The following is a 17576-nucleotide window of genomic DNA, read 5'->3' on the forward strand; positions in this document are numbered from 1 at the left end:
TTTTGAATTTTCATGAGTTTCATGTTGAAGAATTTCACCTATGATATAGGGTACATTATATTTCTATTGTAGAAAAATTTATACGTTATATAAAACCTTAATCAAATATTCTCTTAACCCATCATTTGACTCTTTAACTTGCTCAGATGTCCATTCTTGAAATCCCTTACCAGTTTTAAACCCTATGTTTCCCTGCTTTACTTTCTCTTTTAAAAGAGGTGATGGCTCAGTAGAGTTCTCCAGATGTTTTAATATATAGCTATGAATTGAAAGTGTTAAGTCTGTCCCCACCATATCTGCATTTTCCATAGGTCCAAGTATTGGTAATCTTAATCCAAAACCAAATTTAATAGCCTCATCAACAGTTGCAGCATCCGCTATTCCTCTTTCAACTATTGATATAGCTTCCCTCCAAAGCGCATGTTGCAATCTATTTGCAACAAAACCCGGTACATCTTTACCCACTCTTATAGGATGTTTTTTCGCTTTCGTTAAAAGCTCCATAGTTTTATTCATAACTTCCTCTGATGTATAATCCGACTTAACCACTTCAACAAGCGGAATTAAATATGGAGGATTCCAAAAATGACATCCTACTATCCTTGATTTATTATTGCATTTTTGGGATATTTCAGTAATACTCATTACTGATGTATTAGTAGCAAATACAGTATCTTGCCTACAAATTGATTCAAGTTTTGCGAATAAATTTTGTTTTAACTCCATATTCTCAGGTATACATTCAATTACAAAATCAGCTTCCTTTACTGCTACTGCAATATCTTCTGTTAGTATAATTCTACCCAAAATATTATTTATTTCATCTTCTGTAATAATCCCTTTTTCCTCAAAAACTGCAAGGTTAGCTTTTATTTTATCCATACAATCGTATTCAACTTTTTCTCTTATAAAAATTGTTACCTTTAAATCTTCACAACTAGCAAATACTTGAGCTATTCCACTACCCATCATTCCTGGTCCAAATACTGTAATATGTTCTAAACTCACAATCATTACCTCCCCAAATAATTATTTTCTGTTATCTATAAACAAAAGGCAGGACTTGCTCCTACCTCACTATTATGTGGTGTCATATGTTAAATTTTTTTAGATTAACAATTCTTAAGACCTAGTATAATTCTTGCCTCAGCTGGTGTTGCTATTTGTTTGTCTAGTTCAGTCACAATTCTCTTTGTCCTTTCAATAAAATCAACATTGGACTTTGCTAGTTCTCCAAATCTATAATAAATATTATCTTCCATGCCTACTCTTAAATTTCCACCCAAGGCCAATGTTGCATACATAATTGGCAAATGTTGTTTCCCTATTCCAAGTGCACCCCAAGTTGAATCCGCAGGAATTAAGCTTTTAAGGAACATTAAATTTTCAACTGTAGCAGTCATTCCACCTGGCACTCCTAATACAAATTGGAAATGAAGCGGTGCCTTTAAAAATCCTTTTTTTAAATAATAAAGTGCATTGTAAACCATGCCAGCATCAAATACTTCAATTTCGGGTTTTACGTTATTCTCCTGCATAGCTAATCCTGCTTTTTCAAGAAACTTTGGACTATTTTCAAATACAGTTGAATTCTGCCAGTTCATTGATCCACAATCAAATGATGCCATTTCAGGTTTTAAAACAGAAAAAGGCTTTATTCTTATATCATCTGTTAACCCAATTCCACCAGATGTTGTTAAATTAATTACAATATCACAAGACTTACGAACAAGCTTTACAGTTTTCTCAAATTTTTCAAAACTCATTGATGCCTGATTTTCATTATCTCTAACATGAATATGTGCGATTGAAGCACCAGCTTTTGCACAAGCACATATTTCGTCAGCAATTTCTTCTGGTTGAAGCGGAATATAAGGCGTATCTTTTTTTTGAGGCCATGCTCCCGTTGTTGCTACAGTTAATAATACTTTATTTTTCATAATAACTCCTTCTCTCACTATTTTTTTGTACTATACCTCTATAATTTTTAAATTATCATCAATTATAAGATCTGCTTCTGTTCCCTTTAGTATATCTTCAATAGATATTCCCGGTGCAATTTCCTTCAGTAAAAGCCCCTTTGGCGTTACTTCAATTACTGCCATTTCCGTAATAATAAGACTAACTTTTCCAACTGCTGTAAGCGGAAGTCTACATTTTTTTAATATTTTAGGTTCACCTTTAGCTGTATGAGTCATAGCTATGATTACTCTTTTAGCACCACTGACAAGATCCATTGCTCCCCCCATACCAGGAACCATCTTTCCAGGTATCATATGGTTTGCAAGGTTGCCTTTCTCGTCTACCTGCAGAGCACCTAAAACAGTAGCATGTACATGTCCTCCTCGTATTATTCCAAAGGAGGTAGCACTATCAAAATAAGATCCTGATTTCTTGATTGTAACAAACTGAGCTCCCGCATTAACAATATCTTTATCTTCTTTACCAGCTTCTGGAGCTTCCCCTAGTCCAATAAAACCGTTTTCTGACTGCAATATTACATTAACGCCTTCTGGTATAAAATTTGCTACCATAGTTGGGAGACCAATACCCAAATTTACTACGTCCCCATCTTTTAATTCTTTTGCAATTCTTCTTGCAATAAACTCTTTACTGTTCACTATTTTTCACCTCCAATGATATAGTCCACAAATATACTAGGTGTCATAACTTGATGTGGATTAATTTCTCCAACTTCAACAATCTTTTCTGCTCCAACTATCACTACTTCAGCAGCCGTGGCCATTAAAGGATTAAAATTTCTTGTTGATGCATTGTAAAAGACATTTCCATCTTTATCTACAATTGATCCACCTATAAGTGCTAAATCTGCTTTTAGTGGTAATTCGAGAAGATATTCAAGGCCATTTACATTAATCTTTTGTTTACCTTCTTCAACTGTGGTTCCTAAACCAGTTTGTGTTAAAAAACCTCCTATACCTGCACCACCACATCTAATTTGTTCTGCCAATGTACCTTGTGGTACTAACTCAACTATTAGTTCACCACTGTTCATTTGACGTCCAGTTTCTGGGTTAAGTCCGATATGTGAGGCAATTACTTTTTTCACCTGTTTATTAACAACTAATTTTCCTATACCTATATTAGGAAATCCCGTATCATTTGCTATGATAGTTAAATCCTTTACACCTTTCTTAACCATTGCATCAATTATCATCTCAGGCGATCCAACTCCCATAAATCCACCGATCATAATTGTCATACCATCCTTGATATATACCATTATCTCGTCTATGTTTTTTATTTTCTTCATATTAGACCCCTTTATTTTGATTTAAATTTTCTTGATAATAATATGTAAAGCAACTCTCATGCCAATCCAGTGTAAAAACTCTCCAATTAACTCTTAAAATGAACTAAGCTATTGAAAATAGGTGATGTATGTTGTTTAATTTTATCAATCCTATACACTTCTTAATCTTTACACTAAAAAAAAGAATAACGTTTTCTTACCGTTATCCTTTTTTTGATACATTACTGTATTAACATTATTAAATTTTTTAAAACATAAAGACAAAACACGTGTCATAACCCAATACAAAATTGTATTAGGTTTAATACTGTTTTGCATTGTTAAAACCTTTTGCAAAAGGTCTGTAGAATTCAATTAATTATTTTGTTACCCAGCCTTCTGCCGTAGCCTTACAAGTAACCATTGGTGCTACTTCGATTCTATTCTTAACCTCTACTCCTTTTATTGTAATTGCTGAAAATACATATTTGTACCTATTCATATTATTGTTAACGGCAACATAAGCAGCTCCATTTGGAAGAACACAATACCCATTTAGAATTGCTCTTATTCTTTTATGTTACAACTAACACATATGCTCTCCTCAAAATATAAGAAAAGCATAGCCTTCGCCATACTTTTCTTATATTAATAATATTAATATAATTTTATATTTTCACTTCATTTAAAGCATTATTAGTGAATAATGGAACTACCGGATTCATATTTTCCTTTTGCCAAGCCATAACTACACTTATAAAATCATCTTCTAATTTAAAGAATTTAAAATTCTCGTTATTATGCATTCTAATATTACTATCAACTAGTGAAATTCCAAGTCCTGACTCTACACATAAAAGTAGGGACTCTACATTTGGAAGCTCCTTTACAATCTTAGGAGTAAACCCATGCTTCCTACATAGACTTATTATTCCATCAAATCCATTAGGTGTTTCATCTCTTGAAATCATAATAAAATTTTCATCTTTAAAATCTTCAAATACTAAATCCTTTTTATTAGCTAAAGGATTTATTGCTTGCATTACAATACTACTATTTTGTTTATATACATTTTCCCATAGTAATCCAAGAGAATCATCAATCTCAAAAGAAAGTGTAAATATTATATCTAACGTCCCATTAATAAGTTTTTCTCTTAGCATTTTAAAAGTATGCCTCTCAAAAACAACATTCACACTAGAATATTTTTCTTTAAATTTTTTTACAATTATAGGTAAAAATATACTTGTATCCATAGCCTCTAAACACCCAATAGTAATAGTACCATTTTCACCCAAATCAGGTTTTCTTGACTTTTCTATAGCTCTTTCAATACGTTCAGATATACCACTTAATTCCTTAAAAAGAACAACACCAGCCGGTGTTAAACGGACATTGCGTTTTGTTCTATAAAAAAGCTGAACACCTATTTCACTTTCTAGAATAGCGGTTTGCTTACTCAAAGAAGGTTGTGAAACATACAAAGACTTTGCAGCTTCTGTAAAGTTAAGGTATTTAGCTATAGCAAAAAAATAATCAATTTGAAGTAAAGTTATTCTTTTATAACTTATAATAATTCACCACCCTTCTTATATATTATTTGATTATATTATTCAAAGTTCATATTAAATTATAAATAATATATTGTTCCAGTAGAGTTTATATCCGAATCTTGTTCATAGTCAATATAAGCCCCTTTAAGCTCTACAACATTTTCATGTATTTCAAACCCTTCTATACTAATAGTCTCTATTATATTATTCTCATTAGCACAAGTAGCTAATGTGTCATAATAATCTTCCTCATCATTGTATATGATTGCTGTATTTAATATTTTTAACGTTACTGCCCTTGTAATCACTCTATTTTTATTAATTTTTTTCCCAAATCTAATTTCTTCTACTCCATTTTTTTCTTTATCATTAAATAAAAAGCTCATTTTCATTACTTCCCTTCAGTCTTATTATACTGTCAAACTCTATGTTTAACAGATACACAAATATTATCTTTGATATAAAATCTCCATAAAAAGTCAGCTGCTTCTTCTGCATAATTAATACCAATTCTCTTATCTTCTATAATTTGTATTTCTTCTTTATCCTTTGACTCTTCAATATATAATTCACTTGTACACAAATCTTGCTGGTTATTTTCTTTATTTATATTCATAGCTATGCATAACTTAGATGGACCTGTGGTTAAATTTTTAATTTGAGCTTTTGTTAATTCATTATAATCTTTCTTAAATCTTAATTTTGCCATTTCATCAAGGTCACCTATTGGCTCAATAGCTCTTATTAAAACCCCCTCTGGAAACCCTTCTTCCTTTGTTATTACATTAAAGCAATGGTACATTCCATAAATAAAATATACATATGCTATGCCAGGCATACCATATAAAGTTTCAACCCTAGGTGTATGTTTCCCTCCATAAGCATGGCAAGCTTTATCTATTGACCCTATGTAGGCTTCTGTTTCAACTATCTTTCCCATAAGCTTTACTCCATTAATTTCATGCACAAGTATTTTTCCCAGTAGTTCGCTCGCAACCTGCAAAGTCTCTCTAGCATAAAATTCTCTAGTAAGTTTTATAACAAACCCCTCCTAATAAATACATCTACCATAACATTTACTATCCTAGTGATAACTTTCATGCTTTAAGTCTATTATCTCATATATTAGAAAGTATATAAAGCTGGCAAGCATCTATCTTCTATTTAATAATTGGTAAAATAATAGACGTACCCATTCCATAACATAAATGTTATGGTTTGAGTACGCCTATGTTTATTATAATGTAATTATGTTATTTAGACGCTTTATTAACTAGCTTTACAAGTAACTCCCCATGACGGCGTTCATCCACTGCAATTGATTCTATTTGTTTTGCAGCATCTTCAAGTCCAATTTCCCGTACCTGACTTGCAAATTGGTTTAATTTTTCAAAAGCATTACTCTCAGCTGGTGCAATCTTTTTTAAAAATTGTAAAATATCTTCGTTGGTATGACCATTAAGAACTGCATACATACCAGCATGACGCATTTCGTCTGCTGCTATTTTTAAAAGAACTTCTGATAATTCATCAAGTCCTCTTTCTTTAGCGAGATATGCAAGCCCTGCATACATTCCTGCGCCTTGCTCTTCACCTTTTCCATTTTTATCTATTTGTTCTTCAAATTTTGTACCTTTTGTTACTCCATAAATACTCATATAATAACCTCCTGATTTAATAACTTTAATTAAATTAATGTAAATATTTTTAGCACTTTATTTTTTATTTTCACCTTGCTAAACTTATTTATATTAAATGTACATCATTTTAGCTTGCATTTTGTTGTAGATAATAATATATTAGTACTACTAACATTTATTTAATATTAGCAAATATTCTTATCGGCGTCAATATTTTTTTAGTGATAGTAAATAATATTTTGTATCACTAAACTATTTAAGGGGTGTTATATAATGTCTATCGGAAATAAAATTAGAAATTACAGACAACAAATAAATATTAACATTTCCAAATTAGCTGAGGACACTGGATTATCCTGTGGATTCATCAGCCAAGTTGAAAATGATAAAGTTTCTCTATCATTAGAAAGTCTTAAAAAAATTTCTTCAGCACTTAAAATTCCAATAAAAAACTTTCTAGAAGATCAATTATTTAAACCAGAGCTCGTAAGGAAAGATTTTAGGCCAAAAATAAAGTTAGCAGAGGGCCCCGAAGTAGAGGTATTATCAGCAGCTTTTGGCCATCAATTACAAGTATTAATAGTTAATCTTCCTTCAGGTTATCAAGCAGGTAATAGCACTCATACCCATGATGGCGAAGAGTTTATTACCGTGCTACTAGGAAATAACACAAGGTGATTTCTCATCTACCCTAGAAGTAGGAGATAGTATTCACCTAGATAGTACCTACCCTCATCTTTGTCAAAATGTTGATGATAGTCCAGCTAAAGTTATTATAGCGCTAACTCCTCCAACGCTATTACCAATTTGTAAAATTGATGAATAATTAAAAAAGAGAGCTCCGCTGTGGAATTTTATCCCACGCGAGGCTCTTTTTCATATTTATATGTATTATATAATAATTCAATATCTTATTTATATACTCGTTTCGCTAGCAATTTTTTTATCATGTTTTAACCAGTTCTTACCTTCTACTAGTCTAGTAACAAGCATAGAACATACCGTGTTTCCTGTAGAATTAAGTAGCGTTGCTGGTGCATCTATAATGACACTAACAACTGCAATAATCGGAAGAACTTCTGGTGGTAAACCATATACACTTAATATTAGCATTTCGCCAATCATTCCACCACTAGGAATAGCACCCATAACCGCCCCTACTAGAAGTGAAACCCCTATAATACCAAGTATTGAGCTAACACTAGTCATATCTTTACCAAATAAGCCCATTAAAAGTGTGATTTTCATAACACCACCAAATACAGACCCATCCTTATGCATATTTGCACCAAGTGGAATTACAGTCTCTGCAATATCATATGGTACCCCAATTTTTTTTACAGTTTCTAAGTTAGCTGGTATACAAGCCGCGCTAGAGCAAGTGGCTAAAGCTGTGACTGAAGGTGTAACAGCATTTTTCCAAAATATTCTTACACCATTTTTTCCAGCTGCAACAAAAGCATATAAACTAAAAAATCCAAAATAATAAATTACAGAAATTATTAAATATAATACAAATATTTTTAAATATCCATTTAGAATTTGACCTCCAAGTTGACCTACCATTGAAGCAAAATAACACCCTAAACCAATAGGTGCATAATACATTATAATTTTAACAACTTTCATCATTGTAATCGAACCAGCCTCAAGTAACCTCGCAAGCGGTTTTGCTTTTTCTCCAGAAAGAGAAACTGAAATTCCAAAAATAATTGAAAATATAACAAGTTGTAACATATTCTTTCTTGAGAGTAAATCAACAAAATCTGAAACAGTAAATGTATTCACAAGTTGATCTAAAAATGAAACTTTTTCAATAGTTTGAGTGTCTACAGCATTCTTCATTAAACTTTTAAACATATCAATATGAAGACCACTCGTTGGCTTCATAATAAACGCTCCTACCGTGCCAATAATCGCTGCAATAAGTGCTGTAGATAAAAAAACCAACATAATACTTCCCATAATTTTACCTAGTCTTTTCATTCCACTAATATTCGCCATAGCAGAAGAAACACTAAAAAATACTAATGGGACCAAAATCATAAACATTAGATTTATAAATAATTTTCCAAAAGGTTCTAATACAGAAGATTTTGGTCCCATTACAATCCCTATAATCCCTCCAAGTATAACTGACCCTAAAAGAATAATTGTTGATTTATAGTTTTTGAATAACTTCTTCATCTATAACTCCCTCATATTAAATTTTAGTCTATATTATAATCTTTAATTTACGATTTTTTCACTTTTTTTATTGTCATTAATTTGTATCCTATAAGTCCTACTATTACAATTACCATAACAATATCTGCATAATGAAACCATGGCCTAATTATAACCCACTTTGCCCCCATGTAATAACCAGTAAACCCAAGTAAAGTACTCCAAATTAATGAACCAAAAAAAGTATACACTGTGAACTTTTTAAAGTCCATATTACTTATCCCTGCTGGGAGCGAAATAAAAGTTCTTACGATAGGAAGTAGCCTTGAATAAAATACAATTTTCTCTCCATATTTTTTAAAGTATACATCACTTTTATCTAAACTCGATTTTGATAAATGCAAATAAGATGCATATTTCTCAACTAAAGGTCTTCCACCTAATTTACCTAAATAATAAGCTAAGATTGAACCAAATGTTCCTCCAAGCGTTCCTATAATTATAGTTGGGATTATGCTCAGTCTTCCTATATAGCTTAAATAACCACCAAAAGGAAGTATTGCCTCACTAGGTATTGGAATACAGGCGCTTTCAAGAGCCATAAATACAAAAACACCTAAATACCCCAATTTACCCATAACTAAAATTACCATGTTAATTAAACTTTCTACCATATTTCCCTCCCGTAAATTCAAAAACTTGTTTCAGTATAAACATTTTAGTAATAATTATTTTAGCATCTATAGTTTTTTCTGTGTTTAATGCAAAGCGGAACTTCATATGCTAGCATAATAATCCATCCAGCAAGGCAGGCTAGGGCTACCCCTACAATACCATATTTAGGAGCCAATAAGTATGTAAATGACACTCTTCCAACCATTTGTATAAACGTTGACCGTAATGTAACCTTTAAATCTCCCATTCCTCTGAAATATCCTTGTATTCCATTTGTCCAACTTGGAAGCAAATAAAAAAATGCCATCATTTCAAGATACCTTACTCCAAGTTCTACTACTTTCGAATTTTTTTCTGGGACAAATAAATTCATTATATGTGGAGCTCCAAAGTATATTACCACTAAAAGCAAAAGCCAATATAAGGACTCAATCTTCATTCCATACCAAAAGCCTTGCTTTATACGTTCATTTTTTTTAGCTCCTCTATTCTGAGCGAGAAAGGTAGTCATTCCGTTACTAATGCTTTGTTCTGGTGCAAAAGCAAAATCATCTACACGGTTTACTGCATTAAATGTAGCAATAGATTCTACTCCTAGAGGATTAACTGCTCCTTGAACAAATACTTTTCCAACATAAAGGCATGTCTGTTGCATAGCGGTAACCCAACTATAGTTAATTGTAATTTTAAGTAAAGCGCTATCTATAATAAGTTCTTTTCTTGAAAATCTAAGTATTGGGAATTTCCTATAAGCATATGAAATACAAAGAACGCTCGCAATTACTTCTGCAGTAACCGTTGCTATTGCTGCTCCATTAACCCCCATATGCAAATACACTACAAAAATAATATCCATGACTACATTTAAAACTGAAGATATTATTAAAAATAATAATGGCGTTTTTGAATCTCCCATACTACGAAGAGTCGCAGCATAAACATTGTATAAGAATGTAAAAACTAATCCACAAAATATTATTCTTAAGTAACTTGTTGCATCTGCTAATATTTCAATTGGAGTATTTATCATTAGAAGAATTGGCCTAGTCAAAATAATGCAAACAATTATAATAATCACTGTAAAAATAAAACCAGCTATAAAAGTTGTAGATATTTCACGTTTAAGCTTTTTTTTATCGCCTTGTCCAAAATATTCACTCATTAATACAGAAGCTCCCATGCAAATTCCTATAATAAAAAACATTGCAATGTTCATAATAGGATTGGCAGTACCGACCGCTGCTAATGCATTTGTGCCAACATAACGACCCACTATAATAGAGTCTGCTGCATTATAACTAAGTTGAAAAAGGTTTCCAAGTATTAAAGGTATTGCAAACCCAACTAAATGTTTAGGTATATTTCCCTTCGTCATGTCTGTTATCAATTTAAAAACACATCCAATCTTTCAACTAAATTAAATAATTTTAAAAGAGTCTTCTTTTGCGGCTATCTCAGCTTTTCTTTGAGAAAAGTACAACATTAACTCAGGTGTAATAATAAATATTTGATTATATGGATTTATAACAAATCCCTTTACCGTATTTATGTTTTCTAAAACAATTCCATTCAAATCATTATATGTATATGCTAGTGTTTCCTGCTTATCCTTTGACCATTTACATAATTCATCATTATCTGTAAATGTAACTATATAAGATTCATTTTCTGCATTAGTTATAGTTTTAAAACTAACCGTTGCTCCTTCTGGAATTACCCCCTTTTCTACCACACTACTTATTATTACAGGTGTCATTAAATGTGATTTATTTATTTCCTCGATAAGATTAAGTTCATTCACCGCACTTTTCTCGTTTATAAATTTATTCATACTATCAACTAATTCTGGATTAGTTACTGGCTTATTTCCTTTTATCATAAAACTCATCCTCCTATTAACCAAATAATATCCATTATACTCTGTAACTCTACAGATTAATATGTCTAATCACGAAACAAGTTTATATTACGAACTTACATAACAATCAAAATTCAGTTTATTATTTAAAAAACACATAATCTTTACATAAATAATTAGAAATGTTTTGAGAATTATATGATAGAATATAAAATATAAGGCATTATATGGTGTGTACTTAGTTGTTTTGTAAATTATAGGTCTTAGCACCTATTAAATCGGAGGATGATACACTTGGCAAAAAAAATATATCTTGTTGAAGATGAAATAAGTTTAAATCTTTTACTTGAAAAATACTTGGAACGTGAAGGTTATGAAGTAACTACTTTTTCTACTGGTAATCCTGCAATAGCAAGAATTGAGGATATGCCTGATCTTTGGATATTAGATATAATGCTTCCAGATATTGATGGTTATGAAATTATTAAAGCTATTAAGGCTTTTAATAAAAATACTCCTGTTATTTTTATGTCTGCAAGAAATGAGGAACTTGATCGGGTGGTTGGCCTTGAGCTTGGTAGCGATGATTATTTGTCAAAACCATTTTTACCTAGAGAGCTTATTATTAGAACTAATAAACTTTTAGAGAGAATTTCTAGCACAGCTAAAATAAATGTTACATCAATAAGTGATGATTTAAACATGGCAGGATATCGTATTAGCAAAAAACAAAGAACTGTTTTTATAGGAAGCGACGAGATTATTTTAACTAAAAAAGAATTTGAACTACTATATTATTTTATTGAAAATAAAAATAATTTGGTGTCTAGAGAACAGATATTAGATAATGTATGGGGCGATGATTACTTTGGTTCAGATAGAGTTGTTGATGATGTTATAAGAAGGCTAAGAAAAAAAATAGATAAGTTCACAATAGAAACAGTATATGGATATGGCTATAAACTGGTTTACAAATCATGAAAAAATTTAATTATAAATTTAAATCACTAACCATGAGAATATGGACAACCTTTACAGCAATAATACTTATAATAATTTTTAGTATTTCAATCTTTTACCTTGTGGCTTTTAGAACTATAACTGAGACAGGTATAGCTCAAGCTTTAAAAGTGTCTCATGAAGTGTCTCGTGACATTTTATTGAAAGCTAGTAAATTTAACGCTCCTAACAGATTTGATGAGCTAAGAAATCTTAAGGACAGCGATTATTACATTGTAACTAAAGATAAAAATAATAAAGCTGAAATTGTAACTATAAATAAGGCCCACGGATTACCACCTGAAAACCCGGGTAACGTTAACTCACCTTTTAGGGCAAATGAGAAGAACCTTAAAATGTGGATGGCAAGTTACATTACACCAGGCACCCTTTATGAAAAACAAGTTAAAGAATCATACAATAATACTAAATTTATTTTCTTTATAAGTTCAATTAAATATGGGACCTCTGGAACATCATATTTAATAAGTTATGTGCCTGAAAAACAAGATAGTCGACTACTTTACATGGTACTTGGAATAGGTGTCTTATTTATAGCTATTGGTTTCCTTTGTGCTAAACTGGTTGCAAACTACATTTCAAAACCACTTAAGGAACTAGAAAATTATACCATTAGAATATCCCATAAAGATTGGGAAGAGCCTATCAATGTTAAAAATGAAGACGAAATTGGAAGACTAGCAAACTCTATGAATATGATGCGAAAAGAATTAAAACGTGGAGATGAAGAAGAGAAACTCTTTCTACAAAGCATATCTCACGATTTAAAAACACCAATTATGGTAATTATGAGTCATGCCGAGGCAATAATTGATGGTGTATATGTGGAATCAGTGGAGCAAAATGCGCAGATAATAAGGGATGAGGCTCTAAGGCTTGAAAAGAAAGTTAAACAAATGTTATATTTAAATACTCTTGATTATGTTTTAGAAAACAACTTTGAAAATATTGAAATTAATATGCATCGCTTACTTTATCATATTACAAATAGATTTGAAGTAGTTAATAGTAACATACAATGGGATTTAAACATTGGAGAAGCTATTATTACTGGAAATGCGGATAAAATACAGGTTTCTATTGAAAATATATTAGATAATAGCCTTAGATATGCCAAAGAGAAAATTAGCGTAACCCTAAAAAAAGAAGGTAACTTTGTTGTAGTTGAGATCTATAATGATGGCCCTAATATCCCTGAGGAACATCTGTCTCACATTTTTGATAATTTCTATAAAGATAAGACTGGTAAATTTGGACTTGGTCTTGCCATTTGTAAAAAAATTATAAATTATTATAATGGAGAGATAGAAGTTACAAATAGAGATATCGGTGTTAGTTTTTCAATTAGGTATCCTCTGTAAATAAAAGCAATCAGCAGTCATGTTGATTGCTTTTACTTATGTAATTTATAATCACATAAAGCTCACATAATTATTTGATACTACTACTACAATTTATGATTATAATCTTATTTATAGAGATGTAAGTAGTCCACTTAGAAATAATATACAAACTTTATTTTAAATAAAATGGGGGGATAAAAAATATATACTAAAACTAATTATGGAAAGGCCTATTTTACGGTTAAACCATTCTAAAAAGGAGCAAATTAAAATGAAAAAAATAAAACTTACTAAAGAAAAGATTTTACTGTCATTAGTACTAATATTATCTGCAATCTTAAATTTTGCTAATATAAGCATAGAGGGTTATTCAAATCTATATTATGCTGCTGGCGTAAAAAGCATGACTATGAGTTTAAAGAATTTCTTCTTCGTATCTTTTGACCCAGCAAGCTTTGTGACCATTGATAAACCGCCTCTAGGTTTTTGGCTTCAAGCAATATCTGCTAAAATCTTTGGATATAGTGGATGGAGTATTGTTCTTCCACAGGCTCTTGCAGGAGTAATCTCGGTTTTTGTAATATACAAAATTGTTAAGAGATCTTTTGGAACTACGGCTGGTCTTCTCTCAGCCTTATTTCTTGCAACAACACCAATGTTTGTTGCAGTAAGTAGAAATAACACTTGTGATAACTTACTTGTTTTAACTCTTCTAATCGCATGTTGGTTTATTTCTATAGCTGCTGAGAAAGGGAAATTTAAATATCTTCTAATAAGTTTAGCTATTGTAGGTGTTGGTTTTAATATAAAAATGCTTCAAGCTTATATGATTGTTCCAGCTATATACTTAGTTTATCTTTTATCAAGTGCAATTTCTCTTAAAAAGAGAATAATTCATCTTATCTGTGGAACCCTTGTATTACTTGTTGTTTCATTCTCATGGGCAATAGTTGTAGATTTAATACCTGCTGCAAACAGACCTTATGTGGGCAGTAGTACAAATAACTCAGAATTAGAACTTATAATTGGACATAATGGACTTGAAAGACTTGGCCTTGGAAGCAGTACTACTGGAGGTGGTATTGGTAAAGCTAAAACTCAAGTTAAAATAACCGAAGGAAGTAAGACAAGCACTACAACTACTAGTAATTCTGCTGCAAAATCTACCAGTTCAAGCGCTTCTGCTAATACAAACGCTCAAGGTGGAATGCAAGGTGGTACTCCCCCTACAGGAACTAGACCTAGTGGAATGCCAAGTGGTGCTGGACCAGGCGGAAAATCTGGCGGTGGTGGCGGTAACAGCAGTATGGGTGGTAGCGCAGTATCAAGCGTTACAAGATTGTTTGTTACTACTGGTATGTCTGATCAAATAATATGGTTATTCCCTATTGCAGTCCTTGGATTCCTCGCATCAATATTAAAAGAAAAATTCAAGCCTGCTTTTAATAACAAGAGAAAATTAGATTTACTATTATGGTCAATGTGGTTAATACCTGAATTTATATATTTCAGTTTCACAACAGGTTTATTTCATCCTTATTATTTAACTATGCTTGCTGCACCAATTGCGGCGCTCGCAGGAATCGGAATTGTTTCTATGTGGGAACTTTACATTGAAGGCGGATGGAAATCTTGGATCTTACCAGTAACACTTATTGTAGATGGAGCACTTCAGTTATTTGTTTTATCTTACTTCTACAGTACTTCTAGTATTACTAAGATTTTAATGATAGCTTTATCTATTTTATGCAATGCATCTTCAATAATACTTATTATTCTTAAGTTAAAGAAAAATAATAATTTGAAGCTTTCGAAGATATTAGTAGGAACTGCTTTAATAGGACTACTAATAACCCCTACTGTTTGGTCTGCAACTACTTTATTTGGAGCTGAATCAGGAACATTCCCAGCTGCTGGACTAAGTTTAATTTCTAGCAGTAAAAGTGAAAATGCAGGTATGGGTATGGGTTCTTTAAGTGATTCTAGTAATGATAAGTTAACAAAATTCTTACTAGCTAATAAAACAACTGAAAAATATATCCTTGTAACTTCGTCTACTAACGGTATTGCATCAGATATAATAATTAAAACTGGCGAATCTGTAATGACTTGGGGCTTCTTTGGAACTGATAAAGCAATAACACTTGCTCAGTTTAAAGCACTAGTTAAAAGTGGAGGAGTTAGATATGTAATGATTGGAGGCCAAGGTGGCGGTGGTGGCTCAACTAGCGATATTATGACATGGGCTAAAAAGGCTGGCACACTAGTTGCAGAAAGTAAATGGAAAGATACCACAACTACTAAGGCAGCAACAGCTACTACTAAAACAGCAACTGCAACTAGCAAAACTGCAGTAACAACTACTACAAAAACTGCAAATTCAATGACTCAAAAATTTGGAGGTCAAACATCTCAAGCATTATATGATTTAAAAGGTGCTGATACTACAAAATAATATTAATTATAATTAACCTTATTTTAAAAAGCAGATTCTGTATGAAAACATATAGAATCTGCTTTTACTAAACAATTTAAAGGAGCAAGAAAGATGAGGGTACATCAATGAAAATAAAAAAGAATTTATCAATCTTAGTCTTAGCACTTATAATAACTCTTTCTGGGATGATGGGAACCTTTGTATATGCATACAAATATACCACAAGCCATGCAACAAGTAGTAGTTTCCCTCAAGGTGGAGCCGGTAAAATGCCACAAGGTAATTTTGGCAAAAAAGGTGGTACAAGACCTCAAGGTGATTTTAAAAATAAAAGTGGTACTAAACCTAATGGAAATCCTCCAAGTGGAGATTCCCAAAAATCAGTAAAATAAGTTCAGGAGGATATTTATGGATAACAAGAAAGAATTTCTTAAAAAGTTTCTTATATTAGCGTGTATTATATGGCTGGCGTTAATTGTTAGAATTCATGGCTTGCCATTTACAAGTGGTGACTATACTGCCTTTGTAAGCCGATGGTTTGATACTATAAAAACGGGTGGTGGCTTTAGCGCTTTAAAAACCTCACTTGGTGATTACGCCCCCCCATACCTATACTTATTAACACTAGGCACATATACAAGCATAAATAAGTTATTCTATGTAAAAATGATAACTTTTGTTTTTGAAATAATGGCTGCTTTTTTCGTTATGAAAATTGTTAATATTTCATATAGAAATGAAAAAGCTGGCTATCTAGCTTTTGGACTTTTGCTCTTCATTCCTACAGTTATATTTAATGGATCTGTATGGGCTCAATGCGATATAATATTTACTTCCTTTGTCATTGGTTCTATATATTATATTTTACGTGAAAAGCCAATCACATCATTAATATTTTATGGGATTGCATTATCTTTTAAACTCCAAGCGATATTTTTACTACCATTGTTTGGTATCTTATTAATTAAGAATAGGATTAAAATATATCATTTACTGCTTTTACCTATGTCCTACTTGGCTCTAAGCATACCTAGTGTAATTGTGGGTAGACCTTTAAAAGATATTTTGCTCACTTATGTTAACCAATCTAGTGAATATAAAAACTTAACATATAACGCTCCCTCAATGTATCAATGGTTCACTAGTAATATCTTTAGCAATACAACCCTTATAGGTAATATTGGAATTGTATTTACACTTTTGGTTGTTCTTATCATATTTTATGTAAGTATTAAATATATAAAAATTGTTAAATATGATAATATTATAGAATTGTCCCTGTTGTTTGTTATAATTATTCCATTTTTGTTACCAAGAATGCATGAGAGATATTTCTTTATGGCAGATATAATTTCACTACTATATGCCTTTTGCTTCCCAAAGAAATTTTATATAGCCATATTAATGCCTTTTGTTTCATTAGTATGTTATCTACCTTTTTTATATAACACATCAACCAATTTTATAATCATAGCTTCTGTAGTATTATTTATAGTTATAATCGATTTGCTTTACTCATTTAGAACTCATTTACTTAATGAGCAAAGTAATTAACAATAAAAGATGAATAATGTAGTAGTGATATACGCTACTACATTATTCATCTTTTTATATAAAAATGTATTTTATTA

The 17576-nt window shown here is 31.4% G+C and carries 19 protein-coding genes; 6 read left to right on the plus strand and 13 right to left on the minus strand.

Annotated elements, in window-relative coordinates; all coding sequences use genetic code 11:
- Positions 1-78: 78 nt before the first annotated feature.
- From KPL44_RS09485 to KPL44_RS09520, 9 genes are all read right to left on the minus strand, one after another.
- The gene (locus KPL44_RS09485; protein ID WP_216249086.1) at positions 79-1014 is read right to left on the minus strand and encodes a 3-hydroxyacyl-CoA dehydrogenase family protein; all 936 of its coding nucleotides are present in this window, start codon (positions 1012-1014) and stop codon (positions 79-81) included.
- A 98-nt stretch (positions 1015-1112) separates the two neighbouring features.
- Entirely contained in the window at positions 1113-1940 is an 828-nt protein-coding gene (locus KPL44_RS09490; protein ID WP_216249088.1) for a 3-keto-5-aminohexanoate cleavage protein, read from the minus strand.
- Positions 1941-1970: 30 nt separating this feature from the next.
- The gene (locus tag KPL44_RS09495; RefSeq protein ID WP_216249090.1) at positions 1971-2621 is read right to left on the minus strand and encodes a 3-oxoacid CoA-transferase subunit B; all 651 of its coding nucleotides are present in this window, start codon (positions 2619-2621) and stop codon (positions 1971-1973) included.
- Positions 2621-3274: a CoA transferase subunit A gene (locus KPL44_RS09500; RefSeq protein ID WP_216249092.1), complete on the minus strand. Its 654-nt coding sequence runs from the start codon at positions 3272-3274 to the stop codon at positions 2621-2623. Before KPL44_RS09500 ends, KPL44_RS09495 begins: the two co-directional genes overlap by 1 nt.
- A gap of 358 nt (positions 3275-3632) precedes the next feature.
- Positions 3633-3755 (minus strand): hypothetical protein, encoded by a 123-nt coding sequence (locus tag KPL44_RS25770; RefSeq protein WP_301182953.1) that lies wholly within the window; start codon positions 3753-3755, stop codon positions 3633-3635.
- 166 nt (positions 3756-3921) lie between these two features.
- Complete coding sequence (locus KPL44_RS09505; protein WP_331702036.1) at positions 3922-4830, minus strand: LysR family transcriptional regulator; 909 nt, start codon at positions 4828-4830, stop codon at positions 3922-3924.
- A gap of 53 nt (positions 4831-4883) precedes the next feature.
- Positions 4884-5192, minus strand: coding sequence for a hypothetical protein (locus tag KPL44_RS09510; RefSeq protein ID WP_216249096.1), 309 nt, complete (start codon positions 5190-5192; stop codon positions 4884-4886).
- A gap of 32 nt (positions 5193-5224) precedes the next feature.
- Positions 5225-5845 carry a DNA-3-methyladenine glycosylase gene (locus KPL44_RS09515; RefSeq protein ID WP_216249498.1) on the minus strand — a complete coding sequence of 207 codons (621 nt, stop codon included), beginning with the start codon at positions 5843-5845 and terminating at the stop codon, positions 5225-5227.
- A gap of 214 nt (positions 5846-6059) precedes the next feature.
- Entirely contained in the window at positions 6060-6464 is a 405-nt protein-coding gene (locus KPL44_RS09520) for a ferritin family protein (protein WP_216249098.1), read from the minus strand.
- A gap of 255 nt (positions 6465-6719) precedes the next feature.
- Between KPL44_RS09520 and KPL44_RS09525 the strand changes: the two genes are divergently transcribed.
- Entirely contained in the window at positions 6720-7124 is a 405-nt protein-coding gene (locus KPL44_RS09525; RefSeq protein ID WP_216249101.1) for a helix-turn-helix domain-containing protein, read from the plus strand.
- A gap of 237 nt (positions 7125-7361) precedes the next feature.
- On the opposite strand, the gene KPL44_RS09530 is transcribed toward KPL44_RS09525, so the two are convergent.
- Genes KPL44_RS09530 through KPL44_RS09545 form a run of 4 tightly spaced genes read right to left on the minus strand, consistent with a single transcriptional unit; the run spans position 7362 to position 11166 of the window.
- Complete coding sequence (locus KPL44_RS09530) at positions 7362-8633, minus strand: dicarboxylate/amino acid:cation symporter (RefSeq protein ID WP_216249103.1); 1272 nt, start codon at positions 8631-8633, stop codon at positions 7362-7364.
- A gap of 47 nt (positions 8634-8680) precedes the next feature.
- Positions 8681-9286 carry a DedA family protein gene (locus tag KPL44_RS09535; protein ID WP_216249105.1) on the minus strand — a complete coding sequence of 202 codons (606 nt, stop codon included), beginning with the start codon at positions 9284-9286 and terminating at the stop codon, positions 8681-8683.
- 59 nt (positions 9287-9345) lie between these two features.
- A complete protein-coding gene (locus KPL44_RS09540; protein ID WP_216249107.1) occupies positions 9346-10674 on the minus strand; it encodes an MATE family efflux transporter in 1329 nt (442 codons plus the stop codon).
- 30 nt (positions 10675-10704) lie between these two features.
- A complete protein-coding gene (locus KPL44_RS09545; protein WP_216249109.1) occupies positions 10705-11166 on the minus strand; it encodes an SseB family protein in 462 nt (153 codons plus the stop codon).
- 273 nt (positions 11167-11439) lie between these two features.
- Between KPL44_RS09545 and KPL44_RS09550 the strand changes: the two genes are divergently transcribed.
- The 5 genes from KPL44_RS09550 (at position 11440) to KPL44_RS09570 (ending at position 17499) form a co-directional block, all read left to right on the plus strand.
- Positions 11440-12126 (plus strand): response regulator transcription factor, encoded by a 687-nt coding sequence (locus tag KPL44_RS09550; protein WP_216249112.1) that lies wholly within the window; start codon positions 11440-11442, stop codon positions 12124-12126.
- On the plus strand, positions 12120-13526 hold the full coding sequence (locus tag KPL44_RS09555) for a HAMP domain-containing sensor histidine kinase (RefSeq protein ID WP_407935001.1): 1407 nt from the start codon (positions 12120-12122) through the stop codon (positions 13524-13526). Before KPL44_RS09550 ends, KPL44_RS09555 begins: the two co-directional genes overlap by 7 nt.
- Positions 13527-13779: 253 nt before the next feature.
- A complete protein-coding gene (locus KPL44_RS09560; protein WP_216249119.1) occupies positions 13780-15963 on the plus strand; it encodes a glycosyltransferase family 39 protein in 2184 nt (727 codons plus the stop codon).
- Between the two features lie 107 nt (positions 15964-16070).
- Positions 16071-16337 (plus strand): hypothetical protein, encoded by a 267-nt coding sequence (locus KPL44_RS09565; RefSeq protein WP_216249122.1) that lies wholly within the window; start codon positions 16071-16073, stop codon positions 16335-16337.
- Positions 16338-16353: 16 nt separating this feature from the next.
- Positions 16354-17499 carry a hypothetical protein gene (locus KPL44_RS09570; RefSeq protein ID WP_216249125.1) on the plus strand — a complete coding sequence of 382 codons (1146 nt, stop codon included), beginning with the start codon at positions 16354-16356 and terminating at the stop codon, positions 17497-17499.
- Positions 17500-17576 lie beyond the last annotated feature (77 nt).

The organism is Clostridium sp. DSM 17811, assembly GCF_018861905.1.
Taxonomy (GTDB): domain Bacteria; phylum Bacillota; class Clostridia; order Clostridiales; family Clostridiaceae; genus Clostridium_AD; species Clostridium_AD frigoriphilum.